Raw genomic sequence first — 21435 nt, 5'->3', positions numbered from 1 at the left:
GCGTGGAGGGCGCGGAGCGGCAGTACCCTGAGGGCGCCGAGCCCCCGCCGGAGGGCGCGGAGCCCGCGCCGGGGAGCGCCGAGTTCGCGCCTGCGATCGCCGAGGCCGCGCCTGCGAGCGCGCTGCTTCCGCCCGCGCCGCCGACGATCGAGCACTTCATCGGCCGCCGCACGCACCTGCGCGCGCTCCAGCGCGCCGCCGAGGTCCTCGTGCTGGAGCGGCCCGTCGCCGTGCTCGTTCACGGCGCCGCGGGCATGGGCAAGAGCGCGCTCATCCACCACTTCTTGATGGGGCTCCGCCGCGACAAGGGGCCGGTCATCCTGCGGGGGCGCTGCGCGCTCGCGGCGGCCGAGTCCTACAAGGCGTTCGGGGGCGTGATGGAGGCGCTGAGCCGCTTCCTCCGGCGGGTCTCGCGCGATGATGTGGAGCGCCTCCTGCCGCGCGACGTCCGCGCGCTCGCCCGGGTGTTCCCGGTGCTCTCGAGCGTGCCGGCCGTCGCGTCGGCGCCGCGCGCGTGCGAGTCGCCCGACGCGCAGGAGCTGCGGCAGCGCAGCTTCGCCGCGCTCCGCCAGCTGCTCTGGCGCATCGCCGAGCGCAGCCCGCTCGTCGTGGCGATCGAGGACCTGCAGTGGAGCGACATCGACAGCGTGGCGCTCCTGCTCGAGCTCACGCGGCCCCCCGACGCGCCCGCGATGATGTTCCTCGGCAGCTTCCGGGACGAGGACGTCGCCACGAGCGCGCCGCTCCGCGCGCTGCTCGACGGGATGGGCCTCGAGCGCCGGGACGCCGAGGCCGAGGCCGCCGGCGCGCGGGGGCGGATCGCGTCGGCGCGCCGGGACGGCGAGCTGCGCGAGATCGCGGTCGGCCCGCTCTCGCCGCTCGAGGCCGAGGAGCTCTCGCTCGCGCTCCTCTTCGCGCGCGACGACGTGACCCGCGCGCGGGCGGACGCCATCGCCCGCGCCTCGCGGGGCAACCCGCGGCTGCTCGGCGAGCTCGCCCGCGACGCGCAGGAGCTCTCGGTCGAGGACGGCGCCCGGGGCGACGCCGCGTGGGGCAGGGCGCTCGACGCGCGGCTCCGCCGCCTGCCGGAGCACGCGCTCCGGCTGCTGGAGGTGATCGCGGTCGCCGGGGAGCCGATCGACGCGGCGGTCGTGGCGCGGGCGGCGAAGCTCCGCGACGACGAGCTTGCCCCGGCGATGACGCTGCTGCTCATGGAGGACCTGATCGCCGCGCGGCGCGCCGGCGAGGGCGAGCTCGTCGAGGCGTCGCACGACAGGGTGCGCGCGGCCGTGGTCGGTCGGCTCGGCCCGGAGCAGCTCGCGGCGCGGCACCGGAGGCTGGGGCGGGCGCTCGAGGCGCTGGGGACGGCGGACGCGGAGGCGCTCTCGCGGCACTGGCTGGGCGCTGGCGACGCGGCGCGGGCGGGGCGGCTCGCCGAGCGCGCGGCCGAGGAGGCGGCGGAGGCGCTCGCGTTCGAGCGCGCGGCGCGGCTCTACGAGCTCGCGCTCGACCTGCGCTCGCGCGAGGCGGACGTCCCCGAGGCCGAGCGGCGCGCGCTCGGCGTGCGGTGCGCCGACGCCCTGGTCAACGCCGGCAAGAGCGCCGAGGCGGCGAGGATCTACGCGGCGGCGGCGGAGGGGGCGGACGGCGCGCTCTCGCTCGAGCTCCGCCGGCGGGCCGCGGAGCAGTACCTGCGGAGCGGGCACATCGATGAGGGGATCGATCTCGTCCGCGCCGTCCTCCGGGCCGTCGGCCTGTCGTTCCCGGAGACGCCGCGGCGCGCGCTGGTGGCGCTGCTCCTGCACCGGGCGGAGCTGCGCCTCAGGGGCCTCCGGTTCCGCGAGCGGTCCGAGGCGGAGGTGCGGCCGGAGGACCTCGCGCGCATCGACGCTTGCTGGACGGTGACGGTGGGGCTGTCCGGCGTCGACATGGTCCGCTCCGCCGAGTTCTCGGCGCGCGCCCTGCTGCTCGCGCTGCGGGCCGGCGAGCCGTACCGCGTCGGCCGCGCGCTCGCGTTCGAGGCCTCGTCCGCGTGCATGATGGGGGCGCCGGGCCGGGCGCGCGCGGAGGAGCTCGTCGCGGCGGTGCGGGCGCTCTCGGAGCGGCTCGACAGCCCGCACCTGCTCGGCCTGTCGATGATGGTGTCGGGCATGCTCGAGGCGTTCACGGCCGGGCGCTGGAAGGCGGCGTCCGCGTGGTACGAGGTCGCCGACGAGCTCCTGCGCGACCGCTGCGCCGGCGTGTCCTGGGAGCTCGCCACGACGCAGCTGATGGCGTCGTGGGCGCGGTACTACCGCGGGCAGATCGACGCGCTCGCGCGGACGACGCCGGCGGTGCTCCGCGCCGCCGAGCAGCGGGGGGATCTCTACGCGGCGGCGATCTTCAGCGTGCAGGCGACGTGGGTGGCGCTCGCGTCGGACGACGTGGCGGGGGCGCGCGGCGCGATCGCGGGGGCGCTGTCGAGGTGGACGACGTCGGGGTTCCACCTCGAGCATTTCGTCGGGCTGCTCGGCGAGACCTACGTCGACCGGTACGCGGGCCGCGCCGGCGCCGCGATGAAGCGCCTCACGGACGCCTGGCCGAGGCTCGAGGGCTCGATGCTGCTGATGATGCAGAACAGCCGGGTGATGGCCCACGTCGAGCGCGCGTGCACGGCGCTCGCCGTGGCCGAGGCGGCGCCCGAGCCGGAGCCGCTGATCCAGGCGGCGCTCCGGGACGCCGCGGCGCTCGCCCGGGAGAAGACGGCGTGGTCGGACCCGTTCGTGCCGCTGATCCGCGCGGGCGCGGCCGAGCTGCGCGGCGACAGGGAGGGGGCGATCGCGCGGCTGGAGGCGGCGGCGGCCGGGTTCGACGCGGCGGACATGCCGCTCTATGCGGCGGCGGCGCGGCGCCAGGCGGGCGAGCTGCTCGGCGGTGAGAAGGGGCTCCAGCGGCTCCTCGTGGCGGACGCGGTGATGGCGCGGGAGCGGATCAAGAGCCCGGCGCGGTGGGCGGCGATGCTGGCGCCGGGCTTCGGGCGGGGCGAGCGGGTCGGCTGGGGCTGAACCTGGCGTCGGCGGCCCGGTGGCCGCTAGCTCGAGCCGCCGCCGGGCAGCGGACCGAACTGCTTCTCGTACGCCGCGAGCCGGGCTGCGAGCTGCTTCGCCTCATCGCTGGCGGCGCGCGCCTGCTCTTCGGCGGCGCGAGCCTGCTTCTCGGCGGCGCGAGCCTGCTCTTCGGCGGCGCGCGCCTGCTCTTCGGCGGCGCGCGCCTGCTCTTCGGCGGCGCGAGCCTGCTCTTCGGCGGCGCGCGCCTGCTCTTCGGCGGCGCGCGCCTGCTCTTCGGCGGCGCGAGCCTGCTCTTCGCCGGTCTGCAGCACGCGCCCATGGGCATCGATCCAGCGCAGCCAGTCGACGGCGAGGCCGCGGTACGTGCCGTGGCGCACCCCGAGGCGCAGGCCGAGGCACGCGCTAACGACGTCGCCGTTCGTCTCGGGCGGCATCGGCAGGTAGGACCGCGTGGCTCGATCGAGCACATACGCCTCGAGCACGCCCGAGAACGGATCGAACAGGTAGTACTCCGGCACGTGCAGGAGCTTCGCGTAGATCCGCATCTTGTCGCCGCGATCGACGGCCTGGGTGCTCTCGGAGAGCAGCTCGATCACCACGTCGGGCGTCCTCCCGTCCTCCTGCCAGACGACCCAGGACTTGCGCTCGCGCCTGTTGGTGTCGAGCACCACGAACACGTCGGGGCCTCGGAAGTCGTTCTTCTTCGCCTGCAACTCGCTGAAATAGATGGCCATGTTGCCGGCGACGTAGACGTCGTCGCGGTCGCGCCAGAGCAGCTTCAGCACCTCGATGAGCAGGTCCATCTGCGCGCGGTGGCGCTCGGATTCCATCGGCTCTCCATCGTCGTACGGGAGCTCGTCCTCGCCGGGCGGGGGAATCGGGATGAAAGAATTCTCGCTCTGGAAGGGCATACGTCGCTCCAGGCGCAGCGTACCCCATGCCGCGTGCGGGCGCAGCCGGGCGGCTCGTGCCGCTCCATCCGGCGGCTCCGGCAGAGGGCAGGCGACGTCAGGCGTCAGCGCACCGCCAGCACCACCTCGTGGGCCTCGGTCTTCGCCGGGATTTCCCAGCGCTCGATCATCCGGCGGATCACGGCCTCGGGCACCGCCGCCTCCCGCGCCCGGTTCTGCGCGAACAGCGTCGATGCAGGCACCTCCACGTAGACGACGCGGATCCTCGCCCCGTAGTCGGCCGCCATCTGCAGCAGCGGGCCGCGCCGCTGCCGCGAGAGGTTCGTCGCGTTCCACACGAACCGCTCGCCGCGCCGCAGGTATTCCTTCGCCCGCTCGCGCGCGGCCTGGACCACCTGTCCCTGCGTGTCCGCCGGATCGATCTCCAGCTCGCTCCGCAGCGCGTCCAAGGAGACGACCGGCCAGTCGGCGAGGTGGTGGCGAACATAGGTATCCTTCCCGGCGCCCGGGAGCCCGCTCATCACCACGACCTCGGAGCGCGTGTCGTCGTAGACCTCGACGTCCGGGTGGCGCCCGCCGGCGGGATCGGAGCGGAAGTACACGAAGCGCGTGTGCGTCGAGGCGAAGGACCGCGGCGCGGTGTAACACCCCTCCTCGCGACAGAACTCGCGGAAGAGCTCGATGTTGTCGACGACGCGCCCCATGTCCGCGCAGACGCGCCCTCGGATGTCGGCCTCGGCCACGAGCGCGAGCAGGTCGCAGCGCGCGTGGAGGCTGATCTCGGCGGCGACGCGCCGCGCGTCGTCGCGCTCGATGAGATAGAACGGGATCTGGTGATAGCGCACCAGCGCGCACACCTGCTCGCGCAGCGCGAACGGCGCGCCGAGCTCCCAGAGCAGGCGGCGCGCGAGGAGCTCCCCCGCGCGAGAGTGGCCCTTCGCCGTGATCCGTCCGTCCTCCTCGCGGGTGGTCGCCGGCTTCGCCACGTCGTGGAGGAGGCACGCGAGGTACACGACGCGCTGCTCCTCGGCCGGCAGCGCCTGCCACTCGGGCAGCCCGAGGAGCGTCTCCAGCACCATCCGGGTGTGGATCCAGACGTTGCCCTCGGCGTGGTGGATCGGGTCCTGCGGGCACGCCTCGAGCGCGCGGACCCAGTCGAAGACCTGGAGCTCGTTCCAGGGGACACGCCCCGGATCGGGCGTGAGCAGGTCGAGGAGCGAGGACGCGGAGGACATGACGGAGGACCCCTGGCGAGCGCGCGATCGGCTCCGCGTTCGGCGCCGCGCGACGCGCAGCGCGCGTGAGGGCCGTAGCATGTCCGCGAAAGGACGCCGGTGCTACCCTGGCACCGCCATGTCCGCCAAATACCCTCGCTCGTTCCACCTGCCGTGGTCCCCCGGCGGAACGTCCGACGACAAGAGGATGGCAGACGTGTCGGGGTTGCTGGGCGTCGAGATCGTCATCACCGAGAAGTGCGACGGGAGCAACCTCACGTACACGCGGGCGAGCGTCTTCTCCCGATCGCACTCGGGCCCTCCGTCCCACCCGAGCTTCGACCTCGCGAAGGCCACGCACGCGAGCATCGCGCACCTGCTCTCGGAGGGCATGTCGCTCTTCTGCGAGTATTGCTATGCGATCCACTCCATCGAGTACGAGGCGCTCCCGGGGTATTCGCTGGTCTTCGGCGTGCGGGACGACGTGCGGGGCCTCTTCTGGGAGTGGGACATGGTCGTGGCCCAGGCGAACGATCTGGGGCTCCCCACGGTGCCTGTCCTGTTCCGGGGCACCGTCGAGGGCGAGCGCGAGCTCGAGGCGCTGACGACCGCGCTCGCGCGGGAGCCCTCCGCGTTCGGCGGCCCGCGCGAGGGCGTGGTGGTGCGGGCCGCCGGCGAGTTCCCGGACGCGGCGTTCCAGCGGCGGCTCGCCAAGTGGGTGCGGCGCGGGCACGTGCAGACGGACGAGCACTGGATGCACCAGGAGATCCGGCCCCAGCGCCTCGCCCCGGGCCCGGCCCCGGCGCCGGCCTCCGCGTCACCGCCGTGAGGCGAGCGCCGCGAGCCGATCGCAGAGGCCCTCGCGGATCGGGCCGTAGGCCTTGCGGTACTCCTCCCAGTCGAGGCGCTCGTCCGCGACGATCTCGCGCCAGTACGGGTTCGCGGCGCCGTAATCGTGGAGGACGCCGGACTCGGCGATCTGCACGGCGAAGAGCGGCACCCGGAGGGCGTGGAAGAGCTTCTTCTTCGAGGCCTCCGGCTCGTCGTCGAAGCGGGCGCCGGCCTTCTTGAAGTCGGACGCGGAGCGGCTCGCGGCCGACGCGGCGAGCTTCTTCCTGTCGAGCTTGAACGGGAAGGGCGGCCTCCCTTCCTTGAGCCGGTGCTCGGGCGGCAGGAACAGGCACTCGAGCGCGAAGACGCTGTGCTCGGCGATGGCGTCGCGGAAGGTGTCGAGGCCGTGGACGACGACGTTGACGCCCGGCGCAAAGGCGAGGTCCTGCCGCGCGTCGCGCCGCGCGAGGACGGCGACGAAATCCTCGTCCGACGTCGCGGACGCGGTGCCGTACACGCGCGAACCGGCGCGGAACACGCTGTGGACCTCGCCGTCTTTGCGGCCGAGGACGCGGAGCACGGTGGAGAGGCTCATGGCAGCGGCCTCGCTCGAGGGACGGCGAGCATCGCGCCGTTCCCATCCCCGCGCAACGGGCGGCGCGTCCTCGACCACCGCACCACCGCACCACCGCGACGCCCGCCCGCCCGCTCGCGAGCGCGCGCCGGCCGGAGCGCCGCCGAGGCGCGCGCGGCGCTCCTCTCCGCAGCTTCCACGGCTCGTGGCGAGCGCGACCTTTCGGAGACCGTGACTCTCCTGTGAACCTGGTGTTTCCTCGAACGCGGTAGGTCCCGTGCGCGCCGCCGCCTCGCCGGCGGCGCCTCCGCGCTTCCAGGAGGGTTCATGGCCGTCGCTGACTCGCGCTCCGCTCGTCCCCAGAAGACCGATCACCTGCCCGAGGCCGTCGAACGGCGGGTGGCGGACGCCCTCGCCGCGCTGTCGCTCGAGCAGAAGGTCCGCCTGCTCACGGGCGCCGACTTCTGGAGCACGCACCCCGAGCCCGCGATCGGCCTGCGCCGCATGGTCGTCTCGGATGGCCCGGTCGGCGTGCGCGGCGAGCGCTGGGACGAGCGCGACCCCTCGGTGTGCCTCCCTTCCTCGACCGCCCTCGCGGCCACATGGGACGAGGCCTTGCTCGAGCGCGTCGGCGCCGCGCTGGCGTCGGAGGCGCGGCGCAAGGGCGTCGACGTCGTCCTGGGGCCGACCGTCAACCTGCACCGCAGCCCGCTCGGCGGCAGGCACTTCGAGTGCTTCTCGGAAGATCCCCTGCTGACCGGCCGGATCGGCGCCGCCTACGTCCGAGGGCTGCAGGCCCACGGCGTCGGCGCCACGCCCAAGCACTACGTCGCCAACGACTCGGAGACCGAGCGGTTCACGGTCGACGTCCGGGTCGATGAGCGCACGCTGCGCGAGCTCTACCTCGCGCCCTTCGAGCGGATGATCACCGGCGCGGGCGCGTGGCTCGTGATGGCCTCGTACAACGCCGTCAACGGGGTGACCCTGACCGAGAGCCCGCTGCTCGCGTCGCCGCTCGAGGACGAGTGGGGCTTCGACGGCGTCGTGATCTCCGACTGGACCGCGACCCGCTCCACCGAGGCCGCGGCGCGCGCGGCGCTGGACCTCGCCATGCCGGGCCCGGGAGGGCCCTGGGGCGAGGCGCTCGTCGCCGCCGTCCGCCGCGGCGCGGTGCCCGAGAAGGCCATCGACGACAAGGTCCGCCGCCTGCTGCGCCTCGCCGCCCGGGTCGGCGCCCTCGAGGGCGTCGCGCCGGCCGCGCCCGCCCCGGCCCCGCTCTCCAGCGCCGAGGCCGGGACGCTCGCCCGCGAGGCCGCCGCGGCCGGCATGGTGCTCGTGCGCAACCAGGGCGACGCGCTCCCGCTCGACGCGGCCAGCCTGCGGCGCGTCGCCGTGATCGGCCCGAGCGCCGCGGCGGGGCGGATCCAGGGCGGCGGCAGCGCCAGCGTCCACCCGCACTACGCGGTCTCGCCGCTGGAAGGGCTGCGCGCCGCGCTCGGCCGGCGCGCCGAGGTGCTCCACGCCGTCGGCACCCGCATCCACGAGGGGCTCGTGCCGGTGGCCGGGGACCAGGTCGTCGACCCCGTGAGCGGCCAGCACGGCGTCCACGTGCGGCTCCTCGACGCGAAGGGCGGCGTCCTGCACGAGGAGCACCGCGACGTCGGGCGCCTCACGTTCATCGGGGATCAGCGCGCGAACGAGGCCGCGACGATCGAGGTGACGGCGCGGTTCCGCGCCGCCGAGGCCGGGCTCTACCGGATCGGCGTGGCCGGCGTGGGCGTCTACCGCCTCACCGCCGGCGGGCAGGTCCTCTTCGACGAGGCGGTCTTGCCGGACAAGGACGACATGGCCGCGGCCCTGCTCGCCCCGCCGCAGCGGGCGGCCGAGCTGTCCCTGATCGCTGGCCAGGAGATCGATCTCGCCCTGACGCACACCGTCCCCGTGGGCACGCTCGCGGTGGCGTTCTCCCTGGGGGCCGAGGTTCCGGCGCTGTCCGACGAGGAGGAGCTGGCGCGCGCCGTGGAGCTCGCGCGCTCCGCCGACGTCGCGATCGTGGTCGTCGGCACCACCGAGGCGATCGAGAGCGAGGGCTTCGACCGGACCACGCTCGGGCTCCCCGGCCGCCAGGACGAGCTGATCCGCGCCGTCGCGGCCGTGAGCCCCCGGACGATCGTGCTTGTGAACTCCGGCGGGCCGGTGACGACGCCGTGGCGCGACGAGGTGGCCGCGGTGCTCCTCACGTGGTTCCCGGGCCAGGAGTTCGGCGCCGCCGTCGCCGACGTGCTGCTCGGCGCCGTGGAGCCCGGCGGCCGCCTGCCCACGACCTGGCCCGCGCGCGCGGAGGACGTGCCCGTGCTCTCGACGAAGCCCGAGAGCGGCAAGCTGGTCTATGCCGAGGGCCTGCACATCGGGTACCGGGCCTGGGCGCGCGCCGGCGTCACCCCGGCCTACCCGTTCGGGCACGGCCTGGGCTACACGCGGTGGGAGATCCTCGACGTGGAAGCGCCGAGCGTCGCCGCCGGCGCGGCGGTCGAGGCGCGGGTGCGCGTGCGCAACGTCGGGACGCGCCGCGGGCGCCACGTGGTCCAGCTCTACCTGTCGCGGCCGGACTCCGGGGTCGAGCGCCCCGCGCTCTGGCTGGCCGGCTTCGCGTCCGTCGAGGCCGAGCCCGATCAGACGGTCGACGTCGCCGTCACCGTCGAGCCGCGGGCCTTCGCGCACTGGGCGGCAGGCCGATGGCAGGTGGAGCCCGGCGTGTACACGCTGCATGCGGGACACTCGGCCGCCGTCCTGACGAGACAGACCGCGGTGCGCCTGCACGAGTGAGAGCGCTGCTGCGCAGCCCCTGGCGCTATGCGCGCTCGCTGGGGTCGATCCGACGATCCCCGGATCGAATCGATGAGGCCGGGGGCGAGGCTTTGCCGAGCATCATGGCGGGCGCCTCGCTCCTCCGCACACTGCCTTGGTGCAAATTGCCCCAGCGTGACCGATGCGCGCGGCCGATTCCCGGCCGGAAAGGGGGCTCCGTGCTCGTCTTGTCGTCTCGCCCCGAGGGCGCGCGGGTGAGCGTCGAGCTCGCCGGACGCTGCGCGCGCGGCGGGACGTGGGCTGGGGGGTCGCGCAGGCGCCGGCGGAGGTGAGGAGACGGCTCCTGGTTCGCCGCTTGCTTTCCAGGAGGGCGACCCATGATGGACGAGCACCATGTCCCCGGCCAGAGCGGATGGCTCGCGCTCGCCGGGAGAGGCGATGAGAGCACGGGCGGCGTCTCGTCGAGCGTCCGTGGATCGCCGCAGAGGGAGCGCGCCGTGGGCGAGGTCCTCGCGGGCAAGTACCAGATCGTGGGCCGGCTGGGCGCTGGGGGCATGGGCACGGTGTGGCGTGCGCGCAGCCTTTGGCTCGACGTCGACGTGGCAATCAAGGTGCTCCACGAGGAGCAGCTCGACGGCCACGCCGCCGAGCGGTTGCTCCGGGAGGCGCGCGCGACGGCGAAGCTCGGCCATCCGGCGATCGTGCGCGTGTTCGATTTCGGCGAGACCGACGCGGGCGAGCCGTTCCTGGTGATGGAGCTGCTCGAGGGCACGCCGCTCTCGAGCTGGCTGGAGGCGAGGGGCCGGGTGCCGGCGGAGCAGGCGGTCCAGATGCTCTTGCCGGTCGCGTGTGCGCTCGCGACGGCCCACGCGCAGCGCATCGTCCATCGCGACATCAAGCCTGCCAACATCCTCATCGTGCCCGACGGCGCGGGCGGCCACGTCCCCAAGGTCGTCGACTTCGGCATCGCCAAGCTCGCCAACGCGGCGAGCCCTGCGATCACGCAGCGAGGGATGATCGTCGGCAGCCCGGAGTACATGTCGCCGGAGCAGGCCGACGGCCAGCTGGACGTCGGGGAGCAGACCGACGTCTGGGCGTTCAGCGTGGTGATGTACGAGATGATCACCGGGCGGCGGCCGTTCAGCGGGGAGACGCTGAGCGCGGTGATCGTGGCGATCTTCAGCAAGGAGCCCGTGCCGACGACAGAGCTCGGCGCCGGCGACGAGGCGCTGTGGGCGATCCTCCAGCGCGGGCTGGCCAAGTCGCCGGCCGATCGATGGCCCAGCATGCGCGCGCTCGGCCGCGCGCTTGCCGCCTGGGCGGTCGAGCGCGGGGTGACGGCGGATGTGGCGGGCACGTCGCTCGCACACCAGTGGCTCGCGCGAGGGGCCGAGCCGCCGCTCGCGGCGGAGAATGCGGCTACGATCGCCGCGCCTGCGGGCGCGGCCTCCGGGGCGGAGGTGGCGGCGCAGCTCTCGGCCGGCGCGCGGGAGGCGCCGGGCGCGCTGCCGACGCCGGCGGCCGCGCCCGTCGCGCGCCGGGGCGGCACCATCAAGATGGCCGAGGCATGGCGCGGAGCTCGGCTCGGGCTCACGGCCTCGCCGTGGCTCCAGAAGGCGATCGTGGCCGGGGTCCTCGCCTTCGCCGCGCCTCTGGTGGTCGTCCTGGGGCTGGGCGCGCGGGGTGGGAGCGCGAGCGCGGGCACCGCTCGGCCGGCGGTCATGGCGGCTGCTCCTGCCGTCGCCTTGGGCACGTCGGAAGCGCTGCGGGGGACGGCGTCCGCTGCGCCCTCCATCGGCGCCGCGCCCCCCGACGCCGGCGCGCGGCGCGCGGCTGCTTCCGAGACGGCCGTGAGGGGTGCGGCGGCGGACAGCGCGCCTGCCGAGCGGGACGAGCCGAGCGAGCCGTGGGAGGAGCCGAGCGATCCATGGGATGAGCTCTTGCCGGCGCCTGCGGAGCCGCGCGCTCCGGTGGCCGAGCCGGCCGGCCAACGGACCGCGCCGCGCGCCCAGGTGGCCGAGCCGCGCGCTCAGCGAGCTGCGTCGCCGCGTCCGCGGCCTGTCTCCACGTCCATGCCGCTGCCGGCGGCGCCCGACTTCTGAGGTGGTCATGCGCACTCCCGGGGTGAAGCACCGCTCCCTTCGTGGTTCTGGCGATCTGATGCTCCTCCTGGTCACGCTCGCTGCAGCGGGGCTCGGGCCGGGAGGCTGCTCCGCTCTGATCAGCGAGGAGCTGTCCGACAAGGCCGACGAAACAGAGGGCGCTGGAGGGCTCGAGGACCAGGTCGGCGACGGGCACGGCGGGGGCGACCTCATCGGGAGCAGCGGCGCGAGCACGAGCAGGACCACCGTGGGCAGCGGTGGCGACGAGAGCGCGACAAGCAGCGGAGGCAGCGGGAGCGCGAGCAGCGGGAGCGGTGCTGGAGCGAGCAGCGGGAGCGGCGCTGGAGCGAGCAGCGGGAGCGGCGCTGGAGCGAGCAGCGGGAGCGGCGCCGGCGCGAGCGGCGCTGGAGCGAGCAGCGGGAGCGGCGCTGGAGCGAGCAGCGGGAGCGGCGCTGGAGCGAGCAGCGGGAGCGGCGCTGGAGCGAGCAGCGGGAGCGGCGCTGGGGCGAGCAGCGGGAGCGGTGCTGGAGCGAGCAGCGGGAGCGGCGCTGGGGCGAGCAGCGGGAGCGGCGCTGGGGCGAGCAGCGGGAGCGGCGCTGGCCCGAGCAGCGGGAGCGGCGCTGGCCCGAGCAGCGGGAGCGGCCCTGACCCGAGCAATGGGAGCGGCCCGGGCGCGAGTAGCAGTGCAGGAGAGGGCAGCGGAAGCGGCGCTGGTGCGAGCGATGGGAGCGGCGCTGGCGCCAGCGGCGGTAGCGGTCCTGGCGCGAGCGTCGGCGGGGGCGACGGCAGCGGAAGCGGCGCTGGTGGGAGCGGCGCGGGAGGTGACGGCAGCGGAAGCGGCGCCGGCGGGAGCGGCGCGGGAGGCGACGGCAGCGGAGGCGGCGCTGGTGGGAGCGGCGCGGGAGGCGAGGGCGCGAGCAGCTGGAGCGGCGCGGGAGGCGCTGCAGCGAGCAGCGGCGCAGGCACCGAGACGACCTGCAATGGCCATTACGCCGATTGCGACGGGGACGCGGCGCATCATTGCGAGACCAACCTGTGGAACAACGACGCTCATTGCGGCGCGTGTGGCAACCGATGCCCCGCCCGTACGAAGTGCCGGCGAGGAGAGTGCTCATGAGCGCGCGCCCCGCAGCGCGATCCACACGCCTCGGCGTCGCGCTCGCCGCGGCCTTGCTCATGGCCGCGGTCCCGCTCACCGCGTCGGCGCAGGGCGCGGGCGATGTGGAGTCCGCGCGCGTGCTGTTCGTCCAGGGGGCCAAGCTGGCGAAGCAGGGACGCTGGGAGGAGGCGCGCGCGCTGTACGCCCGATCGCTCCAGATCAAGGCGGCTCCCCTCACGCGCTACAGCCTCGGCGTCGCGCAGAAGGAGACCGGGCACCTCGTCGAAGCGCTCGCCAGCTTTCGCGCATTCCTGGCCGAGCCGCCGACGCCGACGACCTCTCCCTACGTCGTGCCGGCGCGCGAGGCGGTCGCGGCGCTCGAAGGGCGCATCGGCCGAGCGACGATCGCCGTCAGGCCCGCCCAGATCGGCGAGCTGACGCTGACCATGGACGGGAGGCCGCTGAGCGCGGCCCCTGGTCAGGTCATCGAGCTGGATCCGGGCGCTCACGAGATCGCGGCGAGCGCTCCGGGGTTCCGCGCCGCGGTCGCCCGGTTCAGCGTCGGCGCGGGCAGCTCGGTCGAGGTCCCGATCACCCTGGCGCGAGCCACGATCGAGACGAGGCAGGCCTCGGCTGCCGGGGGCGCTCTGCCTCCCGTGGCCGGCGCTGCCGATGCATCCTCGAGCCGGACGCTCCCGCTCGTCGTCCTGGGCGCGGGCGGCGCGCTCTTCGCCGGCGGAGCCATCCTCGGGCTCTCGGGCCTGAAACAGGCAGGTGATGCGCGCTCGAGCACGGGCGCGGACGCGGGCGCCGCGCGGGCCAAGGGGATCGCCGGCGACGTCCTCGGCGTCGCCGGCGTCGCGACCGTGGGCGTCGGGCTCTACCTGCTGCTGAAGGATCCCGCGCCGAGCACGACCAAGGCGGGCTCCGTGACGCCGTGGCTGAGCGCGTCCGGCGCCGGCATCGAGGTGCGGCTCTGACGCCGCGCGGCCCGCGCTGAACCCACCGCAGGCGGCGAGCGCTCGACGCCAGGTCGCGGGGCAAAGACGCAAAAGAGAGGCGGCGAGGGGTATTCCCGGCAGAAGCGCGGACATGGTACTGCGCGCCCATGCGCTCGCTCGTGACGGTGCTGTCCCTGGCCGCGCTCCTGGCCGCGGGCGCATCTGCCTCGGCCAACGGCGACGGGACCAGCGCGCCGCACCCTGCGGCCGCGCCCGCGGCGAGCGCTCCTTCCGCAGCAGCACCCACGGCGAGCGCGCCCCCTGCGGCCGCGCCCGTGGCGAGCGCGGCCGCGTCCCCGCCGGACCCGGCGGCGGCCCGCTGGTGTGCGCCCGAGCTCGCGTCGCTGCCCGGTGAGGTGTGCGCCTTCCTGCCGGCCAGGCCGGCGCCTGGCCCGCGGGTGCTCGTGATCTTCCTGCACGGCGTCGTCCAGCCCGATTCCGGGTGGCAGTGGGCGCAGCAGCGGGGCGCGGCGCGGGCCGGCGCCCGGCACGGGGCCGCCGTGATGATGCCGCGCGGCCGGCGCGGTATCGGCCCGAAGGCGATGCCAAAATCGATGAAATCGATGGAAGACTGGTGGTGCTGGCCCACCGCCTCCGCCGCGCAGACGGCCCACGAGGACGCCCTGCTCGCCGAGTGGGACGCGGCGCGCGCGGAGCTCGAGCGGCGCGCGGGCGCGCGCTTCGAGCGGGTGCTCGTGTTCGGCTTCTCGAACGGCGCGTACTACGCGACGTCGCTGGCGATGCGCGGGCGGCTGCCGGTCGACGGCTACGCGGCGTTCGCAGGCGGCTCGGGCGCGCGCTACCTGCAGCGGGCGGGCGCGCAGACGAAGCTGCGCGCGCCGGTGTTCGTCGGCTGGGGCGGGAAGGACCCGGCGCACAAGGACCAGGTGGCGCTCGCGAAGATGCTCCGCACGCTGAAGTGGCCATCGAGGTCGCTCGGCAAGCCGCGCGCCGGGCACGCGATGACCGACGAGCAGGTCGACGAGGCGTTCGCGTTCCTGAGCGGCAGGCGCGGCGGCGACAAGGCGCCCGGCAGAGGGCGAGGAGCGCGGGCGCGATGATGAAGGACGCGCTGACGACCGCGCTCTCCCCCGATTTCCTCGAGCGCGAGGCGGCCCGCCTGGGCGCGCTGCTCGCGGATCACGTGCGCAGGGCGCAGCGCCGGGAAGGGCCGGTGCTCGTGCAGCGATCGATCGAGGAGATCCTCGCCGCGCTCGACTTCGATCGCACCATCGCGCACGGCGGCGCGGATCTCGCCGCCCTCGTCGCCACCGTCCTCGACAACAGCAACCGGCTGCACCACCCCCGCTACTTCGGTCACCAGGTGGCCGTGCCGATGCTGTCGTCGTCGCTCGCCGACCTCGTGCACGGCGTCCTGAACAACGGCATGGCCGTCTATGAAATGGGGCCGGCCGGGACCGCGATCGAGCGCGGGCTCCTCCGCTGGATGCGGGGCAAGATCGGCTGGGGCGCCGAGGGCGACGGCGTCATCACCCACGGCGGGAGCCTGGGCAACCTGAGCGCGCTGCTCGCGTGCAGGGAGCGCGTCGCCCCGGGGAGCTTCAAGGCGGGCGTCCCGCCCGGCCTCGTCCTGCTCGCCTCGGAGGCGGCGCATTATTCGGTCGCGCGCGCCGCCGCCATCATGGGCCTCGGCGTCGATGCCGTCGTGAAGGTCGCCGTGGACGACGCGCTGCGGATCGTCCCGCGGGCGCTCTCGCGGGCGTACGAGGAGGTGAAGCGGGCCGGCAAGCGGGTGCTCGCCGTGGTGGCCAACGCGGGCGCGACGCCGAACGGGGCCTTCGACCCGCTGCGGGAGATCGGCGCCTTCTGCCGGCGGGAGGGGCTCTGGCTCCACGTCGACGGCGCCCACGGCGCGGCGGCGCGCTTCACCGAGCGCTACCGGGGCCTCCTCGACGGCGTCGAGCTCGCCGACTCGCTGGTCTGCGACATGCACAAGATGCTCGGCACATCGACGCTGGCCTGCGCTGTCCTCGTCAGGGATCCCGCCGCGCTCGCCGGCACCTACGAGCAGTACGCGCCGTACCTGCACGGCGACGACGAGCGGCAGGGCGTCGATCTCTCCAAGCTCACGTTCGAGTGCACGAAGGCGCAGCTGTCGCTCAAGCTGTTCTTCAACCTCGCCCTCGTCGGCGAGGCCGGCCTGTCCGCGCACGTCGAGCGCCTCTTCGACGCCGCCCGGCGCTTCCACGGCCTCCTCGCGCGCCGGCCGGCGTTCGAGTGCTTCGGCGCCCCGCAGGCCAACATCCTCTGCTTCCGGATCGGCCGCGACTCGGCGACGCAGGACCGCGTCCGGCGGCAGATCGTGGAGGAGGGGAGCTTCTACATCACGCGAACCACGCTGCGCGGCGAGTCGTGGCTGCGCCTCGTCATCATGAACCCGCAGACGACGGACGGGGACATCGAGGCGCTCGCGGCGCGCATCGAGGCGCTCGTCGTCGAGCGCGCGCCGCCGCCCTGACGAACACGCGCCGGGCCGAGGCCGCGGGCGGACGCGAGGCGGTCAGCCGCCGCCTCTCGGCCTGGTCGCCGCGGCCGACGGGGGCGCCGGAGCGTCGCCGGCCGGCACCTGGAGCATCGCATAGTTGATCGTGGTCTCGTTGCGGAGCACGGTGAGCACCACCATGTCGCCGGGCACGCGGGCGCGCAGGTAGCCCTCGAGGCCCGCCAGCGAGTGGACCGGCTGCCCGTCGACCGCGAGGATGACGTCGCCCGGCTCCAGGAGCGGGGACGTGAAGCTGCGGATATCCATGCTCGCGATCCTCGCGCCCTCCCCCGTGGTCGGCTGGATGGTGAGCAGCCAGGGCGCCGGGACGGAGGTGGCTGTCGGCGCGCGGCTCGACCGGTTGTCGCGTTTCTCTGACCTTGCGGTGGCCGCCGGGCTCGCCGGCGCGCCGGCGCGTTGCTGCGTGTCCTCGGCGCGCTGCTGCGAGGCCTCGACGCGCTGCTGCGAGGCCTCGACGCGCGGGCAGTCGCCGCGGCACGCGCTGACCGCCAGCGGGACGAGCGGCGTGAGCACCCCTGAGAGGCGTCGAGCCCACCCGTACGCGCCGCGCGCACGGAGGGGCTGATCCCGCTGTTGACTGCCATGCATGGCCCCGGCGTCCTCCGCGCGTTCGCCACGCGTCCGCACGCGTGCTCACATCGCTCACGTCAGCTCATGTCGCTCACGTCGAGAGCTGCAAGATCCCAACCACCGATTCCCCGCCGCTGTCCGGGCCGTTGTTCGGCGCGCCGCGAAGACCGGGGCGAGGCGGGCGCGGAGAGCGTTCTTCTCGCTCTCGCTGCGCCCTCGCGGTTCCGTCTCTCGCGAGCCCGAGCGGCGCCCTCGCGCCTTGGACTCACCGGAAAGCAGGGAGGGTGTCCGTCCCCCGGGGCGCCGTGCTCACGGGCTGGCGGGCCGTGGCGCCGCGCCGAAGTGCGCGGGGAACACCCGCTCGAGGAACTCGTTGCGCAGGAGCCCGTCGGGATCGACGAGCCGCTTCAGGCGGACGAACTCCGGGAGCGCGTGCGCGTACATCGCCTGGAGGTGCTCCGCTGTCGCGTGGACGTTCTTCACCAGGTAGACGCGGCCGCCGAGCTCGAGCGCGCGCGCGCTGAGCTCGCTGAGGCGGAGGCCGATCCGGTGGGCGCTCTCGTCCTCCGAGGCCTCGAACGCGAGCGTCACCGCGAATCCATCGGTCCCGTGGTTCGCCGAGAGGAGGAACTGGTCGCCCTGGATGTGGAGCACGTCGAGGAGGAGCGGCGGTATGCCGTCTCGGGCAGCGATCTCATCCACCTTGCCCAGGAAGTCGACGAGCCGGCGCAGGCTGTCCTCCCGGGCGCCTGGGTCGTAGGGGATCATGAACGCTTGCTGCACCGTGAGCATGGGCATCCCGAAGGTCTGCGCGATGCGCTTCGCGCGGACGTTACCGTCCATGAAGAACAGGTAGCCCATCAGCTCATCGACGTACGGGCGTGAGACATCGAAGAGGAAGCGGTCGATGAGCGTCCAGAGGCCCCGGCTCACCACGGAGGCGCGCATCAGCCACTCGATCGGGACGCGGAGCGCGTGCCGGGGGCGATGGATCAGCAGTGGGCGGAGCTCGTGCGAGGTCCCCGGGACGTACCGCGACCGGAGGACCATGCCCCTGCTCCCCTCCAGGGTGTGGAAGGCGATAGAGAAGAGCGCCTCCGGGATCCACCCGTCCTCGTCCGCGGTGCCTCCTTCGGACTGCAGGAGCTGCTCCGCGCGTGGGAGGAGGGCCGTCGCGAGCTCCGCGAGCGAGGCGCAGCGCGTCGCCTGGGTGACGACCCGGATCGGCGTCCCTTCCGGGGCGACGCGCGCGATGCGGTAGGTGACATCGATCACCGCGCCGAGGTAGCCGAGCCCGCCGATCACCGCGTGGAACAGCGCGCTCGTGGCCTCATCGCGGCTGAGGGAGAGCAGCTGTCCGTCGAGGGAGAGGAGGGAGAGCCGCTCGACGTAGTGTCCCTCTTTGCTGGCGATGCCCGAGAAGCGCGAAAGGCAGTCCCCCGAGACCGTGCCTCCCGCGGTGGCGTGGCTCGTCGAGACGACCGTGTAGGGCACGAAGCCGCGGGCGGCGAGCGCGCGGGCGATGGCTCCCCAGGTCGCGCCGGCGCCCACGGTCATCCGCGCTCCTTGCGTGTCGATCTCGATGGATCGGAAGTGGTGCATCGAGATCACGATGTCGTCGTTCAGCGCCTGGCTGTCGAACGACTGCCCTCCGGCGCGGAACGTGATCCTGCGCCCTGTCCGCTTCGCCATGCGGAACAGCACCCTCAGCTCCTCGAGCGACGCCGGGAAGTACACGTCTCCGCACGATCGGTGCAGCCCGCTGTAGCCCTGGAGCGAGTAGAGCGGTCTCCGTCGAATCTCGTCGAGCCGTGGCGTAAGAATCTCGCCCGTCGTCCTGGCCCGATCGAGAGCAGCGCGCATCCCACCAGCTTCGCTCGAGGCGGCTCGGCGGGCCAAATTGGCCGCTGTTTTCGCGTGCCCCCGGGGAGGGGGCTCGTCGCGCGGGGCGGGGATGGGTAGGTGTCTGAGCGTCGCTTAGAAGCCGCGGAGCTCGACGTGGATGTTGCGTCGATGCGCGGACTGCTGGAAGCGCCGGATCAGCTCCGCGACGTCGTGGTCGATGTACGAGACCCCCTGGGCGTCCACGACCACGTGGGTGTCGCTCGGCAGCCGCTCGAGCAGCGCGACGAGGTTGCCCTGGGTGAAGAAGTACGCCGCCTTGTTGAACCGTATGGTCACGCGAGCCCCCTCGTGGATCACGTCGAAGACGCGGGACATATGGGTCCTCAGCACGAAGAGGACGCCGACCGCGAGCCCGATGGCGATGCCCTTCAGGAGATCGGTCAGCACGATGGCCACGATCGTCACCACGAACGGGATGAAGTGGTTCCAGCCGAGCTGGCGCATCTCGGCGAAGATCTTGGGCTTGGCCAGCTTGTAGCCGGTCGCGAGCAGGATCGTCGCGAGGCACGCGAGCGGGATGCGCGAGAGCAGCCCCGCGGCGAAGACCACCGCGAGCAGCAGGAGCGCGCCGTGCGCGAAGGCGGAGACCCGCGTCCGCGCGCCGGCGTTCGTGTTGGCGCTGCTGCGGACGATGACCGACGTGACCGGGAGACCGCCGGCGAACCCGGAGAGCATGTTGGCGAGGCCCTGCGCGACGAGCTCCCGGTTCGGCGGCGACTTGCGGTGCCACGGATCGATCCGATCCACGGCCTCCAGGTTGAGCAGCGTCTCGAGGCTGGCCACGATCGCGAGCGTCACGCCCAGCACCCACACCTCGGGCCGCAGGATCGCGGACCAGTCGGGGAGCTGGAGCGCGCTGACCAGGTCGCCCGTGGGCAGCGTCACGAGGTGCTTCTGCTCGAGGGCGAGCGACGGGATCGCCGTCTTGAACAGCTCGTTGCCGAGCGTCGCGACGACCACGGCGACGAGGGGCGCGGGGAGCCAGGAGATCTTCGCGAGGCGCGACTTCTCCCACCCGACCAGGATGGCGAGGCAGATGGCGCTGAGGAGGAACGCGCCCCACTCGATGGCCTGCGCCGCCTGGCCGAGCATCGTGAACGTGTTGCCGCCCTCGGCCTTGAACGACTCGGAGGCGAAGTTGTCCTTGTCGAAGCCGACGGCGTGGGGGAGCTGCTTCAGGATGAGCAGGACGCCGATGGCCGCGAGCATCCCCTTGATGACCGAGGAGGGGAAGAAATGGCTGATCGCGCCGGCCCTCAGCACGCCGAGCCCGAGCTGAAGGACGCCGCCGATCACCACGGCCATCGCGAAGGCCTGGAAGCTCTGCAGGCTGGTGATGCCCGCGAGCACGATGGCGGCGAGCCCCGCCGCCGGGCCGCTCACGCTGAGCTGAGCGCGGCTCACGAGCGGGATGACGAGCCCGCCCACGATGCCGGCCACGATGCCGGAGAGGAGCGGGGCCCCCGACGCGAGCGCGATGCCCAGGCAGAGCGGCAGGGCGACGAGGAAGACGACGAGGCCGGCGGGGATGTCGTACTTGAGGTTCGCGGTGAGGCGCGGGTCGAGCGGCGGCGCGCTCTCCGCCGGCGGCGATTCCCGGCTCGCACCCGGGCTCTCGGAACTAAGCGCCACGGCGCCGGCGGGATTCACCCCCGCGCCTGCATGGATAGGATTCGGAAGCTGCATCGGACGGGCCCTCTCGATTCGAGTTAAGACGTGGATCGGCGACGAACAGGCGCTCAGATGGCCCGCCGGTAGACCGTCGACTCCGGCAGCGCCGAGGGGGGCACCGTGTCACCGATCGGCCCGAACTGGCCGGTCGAAGCCTCGAATTGAAAGACCTGTCCGGTCTCGATCTTGAAGACCCAGGCGTAGAGAGAGAGATCGCCGCGCGCGAGCCGCGCGCGGATCGTCGGGTGCGTCCGGAGGTTCTCGATCTGGGCGAGCACGTTCTCCTCCACCGTGATCGTCAGCCGATCCTCCCCCTCGATGTGCGGGTAGTTCTCCTGCACCAGGCGGCGCGTCAGCTCCGCGTGCTGGAGCCACGCTTTGACCGCCGGCAGCTCGTCGAGGCCCGCGCAATCGAGCAGCCCGCGCATCGCGCCGCAGTGCGTGTGGCCGCAGACGATGATGTGCTTGATCCCGAGGTGCGCGACCGCGAACTCGATCGCGGCGGACTCGCTGCCGTTGCTGGCGCCGTACGGCGGCACGATGTTGCCGACGTTGCGCACGATGAAGATGTCGCCCGGCTGGGTCTGCGTGATGAGGTTCGGGTTGATGCGGCTGTCCGAGCACGTGATGAACAGCGCCTCGGGCCGCTGACCCCTCGCCAGGCTGCGAAAGAGGTCCTGATGTGTACCGCACACCTCGGCATGGAACTTGTGCAACCCTTCAGCGAGCTTCTGCATGGAATAAACCCTCTCGTTGACCGCGCCCATCGGGCGCGGCGATCGTCATGAACACCTCCGATTCCAGCGACTCCGAGCCGGACCGCGAGCGGCCTCAGCCACGGAGCTAGCCTGTCAGTTCAGGAAGCGTGGTGGAGGACGACGGAGGGGAGGGTGGGGGACGGGGGACGGGACGCGGACAGGCCGGAGATCGGCGACGAGAACGCCGCGCGGCCGCGCCGCGCCGGCGCGCGGCGCCGGTCGCGATGCGACCGAACGATGGGCCCCGTCGCGGTGGGGCGGCTGCAAGGCCTCGAGGCCCCCCGCGTCGTTCTCGCTGGCCCCGGTACGAAACGATCCCGAAACATCGGAGTTGCCGGCTTCGATGATGCTGATATTCGCCCGTCCCAGCGCAGCGGGGGCGAGGATCAGCATGAAGAGAAGCGCGATCCGAGGGAAAAA

Annotated in this window: 15 protein-coding genes; 8 read left to right on the top strand and 7 right to left on the bottom strand. The window is 73.7% G+C overall.

Features of this window, described 5'->3' with window-relative positions; all coding sequences use genetic code 11:
- The first annotated feature begins 2 nt into the window (after positions 1-2).
- Positions 3-3044 carry an ATP-binding protein gene (locus WMF11_RS38515; RefSeq protein ID WP_437974334.1) on the top strand — a complete coding sequence of 1014 codons (3042 nt, stop codon included), beginning with the start codon at positions 3-5 and terminating at the stop codon, positions 3042-3044.
- A gap of 26 nt (positions 3045-3070) precedes the next feature.
- On the opposite strand, the gene WMF11_RS38510 is transcribed toward WMF11_RS38515, so the two are convergent.
- Both WMF11_RS38510 and WMF11_RS38505 read right to left on the bottom strand, forming a co-directional pair.
- Positions 3071-3958 (bottom strand): Uma2 family endonuclease, encoded by an 888-nt coding sequence (locus WMF11_RS38510; protein ID WP_437974333.1) that lies wholly within the window; start codon positions 3956-3958, stop codon positions 3071-3073.
- Between the two features lie 104 nt (positions 3959-4062).
- On the bottom strand, positions 4063-5193 hold the full coding sequence (locus WMF11_RS38505) for an AAA family ATPase (protein ID WP_437904135.1): 1131 nt from the start codon (positions 5191-5193) through the stop codon (positions 4063-4065).
- A gap of 118 nt (positions 5194-5311) precedes the next feature.
- Between WMF11_RS38505 and WMF11_RS38500 the strand changes: the two genes are divergently transcribed.
- Positions 5312-6001 carry an RNA ligase family protein gene (locus tag WMF11_RS38500; RefSeq protein WP_437974332.1) on the top strand — a complete coding sequence of 230 codons (690 nt, stop codon included), beginning with the start codon at positions 5312-5314 and terminating at the stop codon, positions 5999-6001.
- Here WMF11_RS38500 and WMF11_RS38495 read toward each other — a convergent pair.
- Positions 5990-6598, bottom strand: coding sequence for a hypothetical protein (locus WMF11_RS38495; protein ID WP_437904133.1), 609 nt, complete (start codon positions 6596-6598; stop codon positions 5990-5992). The genes WMF11_RS38500 and WMF11_RS38495 overlap by 12 nt on opposite strands.
- A gap of 306 nt (positions 6599-6904) precedes the next feature.
- Here WMF11_RS38495 and WMF11_RS38490 point away from each other — a divergent pair, with 306 nt between their 5' ends.
- The 6 genes from WMF11_RS38490 (at position 6905) to WMF11_RS38465 (ending at position 16066) form a co-directional block, all read left to right on the top strand.
- Complete coding sequence (locus tag WMF11_RS38490) at positions 6905-9403, top strand: beta-glucosidase H (protein ID WP_437974331.1); 2499 nt, start codon at positions 6905-6907, stop codon at positions 9401-9403.
- Positions 9404-9762: 359 nt separating this feature from the next.
- Entirely contained in the window at positions 9763-11487 is a 1725-nt protein-coding gene (locus tag WMF11_RS38485; RefSeq protein ID WP_437974330.1) for a protein kinase domain-containing protein, read from the top strand.
- A 7-nt stretch (positions 11488-11494) separates the two neighbouring features.
- Entirely contained in the window at positions 11495-12604 is a 1110-nt protein-coding gene (locus tag WMF11_RS38480; RefSeq protein ID WP_437974329.1) for a hypothetical protein, read from the top strand.
- Positions 12601-13566 carry a PEGA domain-containing protein gene (locus WMF11_RS38475; protein ID WP_437904129.1) on the top strand — a complete coding sequence of 322 codons (966 nt, stop codon included), beginning with the start codon at positions 12601-12603 and terminating at the stop codon, positions 13564-13566. The genes WMF11_RS38480 and WMF11_RS38475 overlap by 4 nt, the downstream gene beginning before the upstream one ends.
- A 128-nt stretch (positions 13567-13694) precedes the next feature.
- The gene (locus tag WMF11_RS38470; RefSeq protein ID WP_437974328.1) at positions 13695-14648 is read left to right on the top strand and encodes an alpha/beta hydrolase; all 954 of its coding nucleotides are present in this window, start codon (positions 13695-13697) and stop codon (positions 14646-14648) included.
- Entirely contained in the window at positions 14645-16066 is a 1422-nt protein-coding gene (locus WMF11_RS38465; protein ID WP_437974327.1) for a pyridoxal phosphate-dependent decarboxylase family protein, read from the top strand. The genes WMF11_RS38470 and WMF11_RS38465 overlap by 4 nt, the downstream gene beginning before the upstream one ends.
- Before the next feature lie 42 nt (positions 16067-16108).
- Here the strand turns inward: WMF11_RS38465 and WMF11_RS38460 are convergent, their stop codons facing one another.
- From WMF11_RS38460 to WMF11_RS38445, 4 genes are all read right to left on the bottom strand, one after another.
- Complete coding sequence (locus WMF11_RS38460) at positions 16109-16624, bottom strand: PDZ domain-containing protein (RefSeq protein WP_437974326.1); 516 nt, start codon at positions 16622-16624, stop codon at positions 16109-16111.
- A gap of 366 nt (positions 16625-16990) precedes the next feature.
- A complete protein-coding gene (locus WMF11_RS38455; protein WP_437974325.1) occupies positions 16991-18544 on the bottom strand; it encodes an FAD-binding oxidoreductase in 1554 nt (517 codons plus the stop codon).
- Positions 18545-18658: 114 nt separating this feature from the next.
- Positions 18659-20218, bottom strand: a complete 1560-nt coding sequence (locus WMF11_RS38450; protein WP_437544642.1) for a SulP family inorganic anion transporter — start codon at positions 20216-20218, stop codon at positions 18659-18661.
- A 107-nt stretch (positions 20219-20325) separates the two neighbouring features.
- Complete coding sequence (locus WMF11_RS38445) at positions 20326-20994, bottom strand: carbonic anhydrase (RefSeq protein ID WP_437974324.1); 669 nt, start codon at positions 20992-20994, stop codon at positions 20326-20328.
- Between the last annotated feature and the right edge of the window lie 441 nt (positions 20995-21435).

Origin of the sequence: Sorangium sp. So ce295 (genome assembly GCF_051527405.1) — a bacterium.
Classification (GTDB): domain Bacteria; phylum Myxococcota_A; class Polyangia; order Polyangiales; family Polyangiaceae; genus Sorangium; species Sorangium cellulosum_B.
The sequence above is the reverse complement of the archived record's forward strand: the minus strand, read 5'-3'. Positions and strand labels throughout refer to the sequence as shown.

Coding starts and splice junctions, on each gene's coding strand:
- WMF11_RS38510 (WP_437974333.1), bottom strand. CDS start 3,958: ATGCCCTTCCAGAGCGAGAATTCTTTCATCCCGATTCCCCCGCCCGGC.
- WMF11_RS38505 (WP_437904135.1), bottom strand. CDS start 5,193: ATGTCCTCCGCGTCCTCGCTCCTCGACCTGCTCACGCCCGATCCGGGG.
- WMF11_RS38500 (WP_437974332.1), top strand. CDS start 5,312: ATGTCCGCCAAATACCCTCGCTCGTTCCACCTGCCGTGGTCCCCCGGC.
- WMF11_RS38495 (WP_437904133.1), bottom strand. CDS start 6,598: ATGAGCCTCTCCACCGTGCTCCGCGTCCTCGGCCGCAAAGACGGCGAG.
- WMF11_RS38490 (WP_437974331.1), top strand. CDS start 6,905: ATGGCCGTCGCTGACTCGCGCTCCGCTCGTCCCCAGAAGACCGATCAC.
- WMF11_RS38485 (WP_437974330.1), top strand. CDS start 9,763: ATGATGGACGAGCACCATGTCCCCGGCCAGAGCGGATGGCTCGCGCTC.
- WMF11_RS38480 (WP_437974329.1), top strand. CDS start 11,495: ATGCGCACTCCCGGGGTGAAGCACCGCTCCCTTCGTGGTTCTGGCGAT.
- WMF11_RS38475 (WP_437904129.1), top strand. CDS start 12,601: ATGAGCGCGCGCCCCGCAGCGCGATCCACACGCCTCGGCGTCGCGCTC.
- WMF11_RS38470 (WP_437974328.1), top strand. CDS start 13,695: ATGCGCTCGCTCGTGACGGTGCTGTCCCTGGCCGCGCTCCTGGCCGCG.
- WMF11_RS38465 (WP_437974327.1), top strand. CDS start 14,645: ATGATGAAGGACGCGCTGACGACCGCGCTCTCCCCCGATTTCCTCGAG.
- WMF11_RS38455 (WP_437974325.1), bottom strand. CDS start 18,544: ATGCGCGCTGCTCTCGATCGGGCCAGGACGACGGGCGAGATTCTTACG.
- WMF11_RS38445 (WP_437974324.1), bottom strand. CDS start 20,994: ATGCAGAAGCTCGCTGAAGGGTTGCACAAGTTCCATGCCGAGGTGTGC.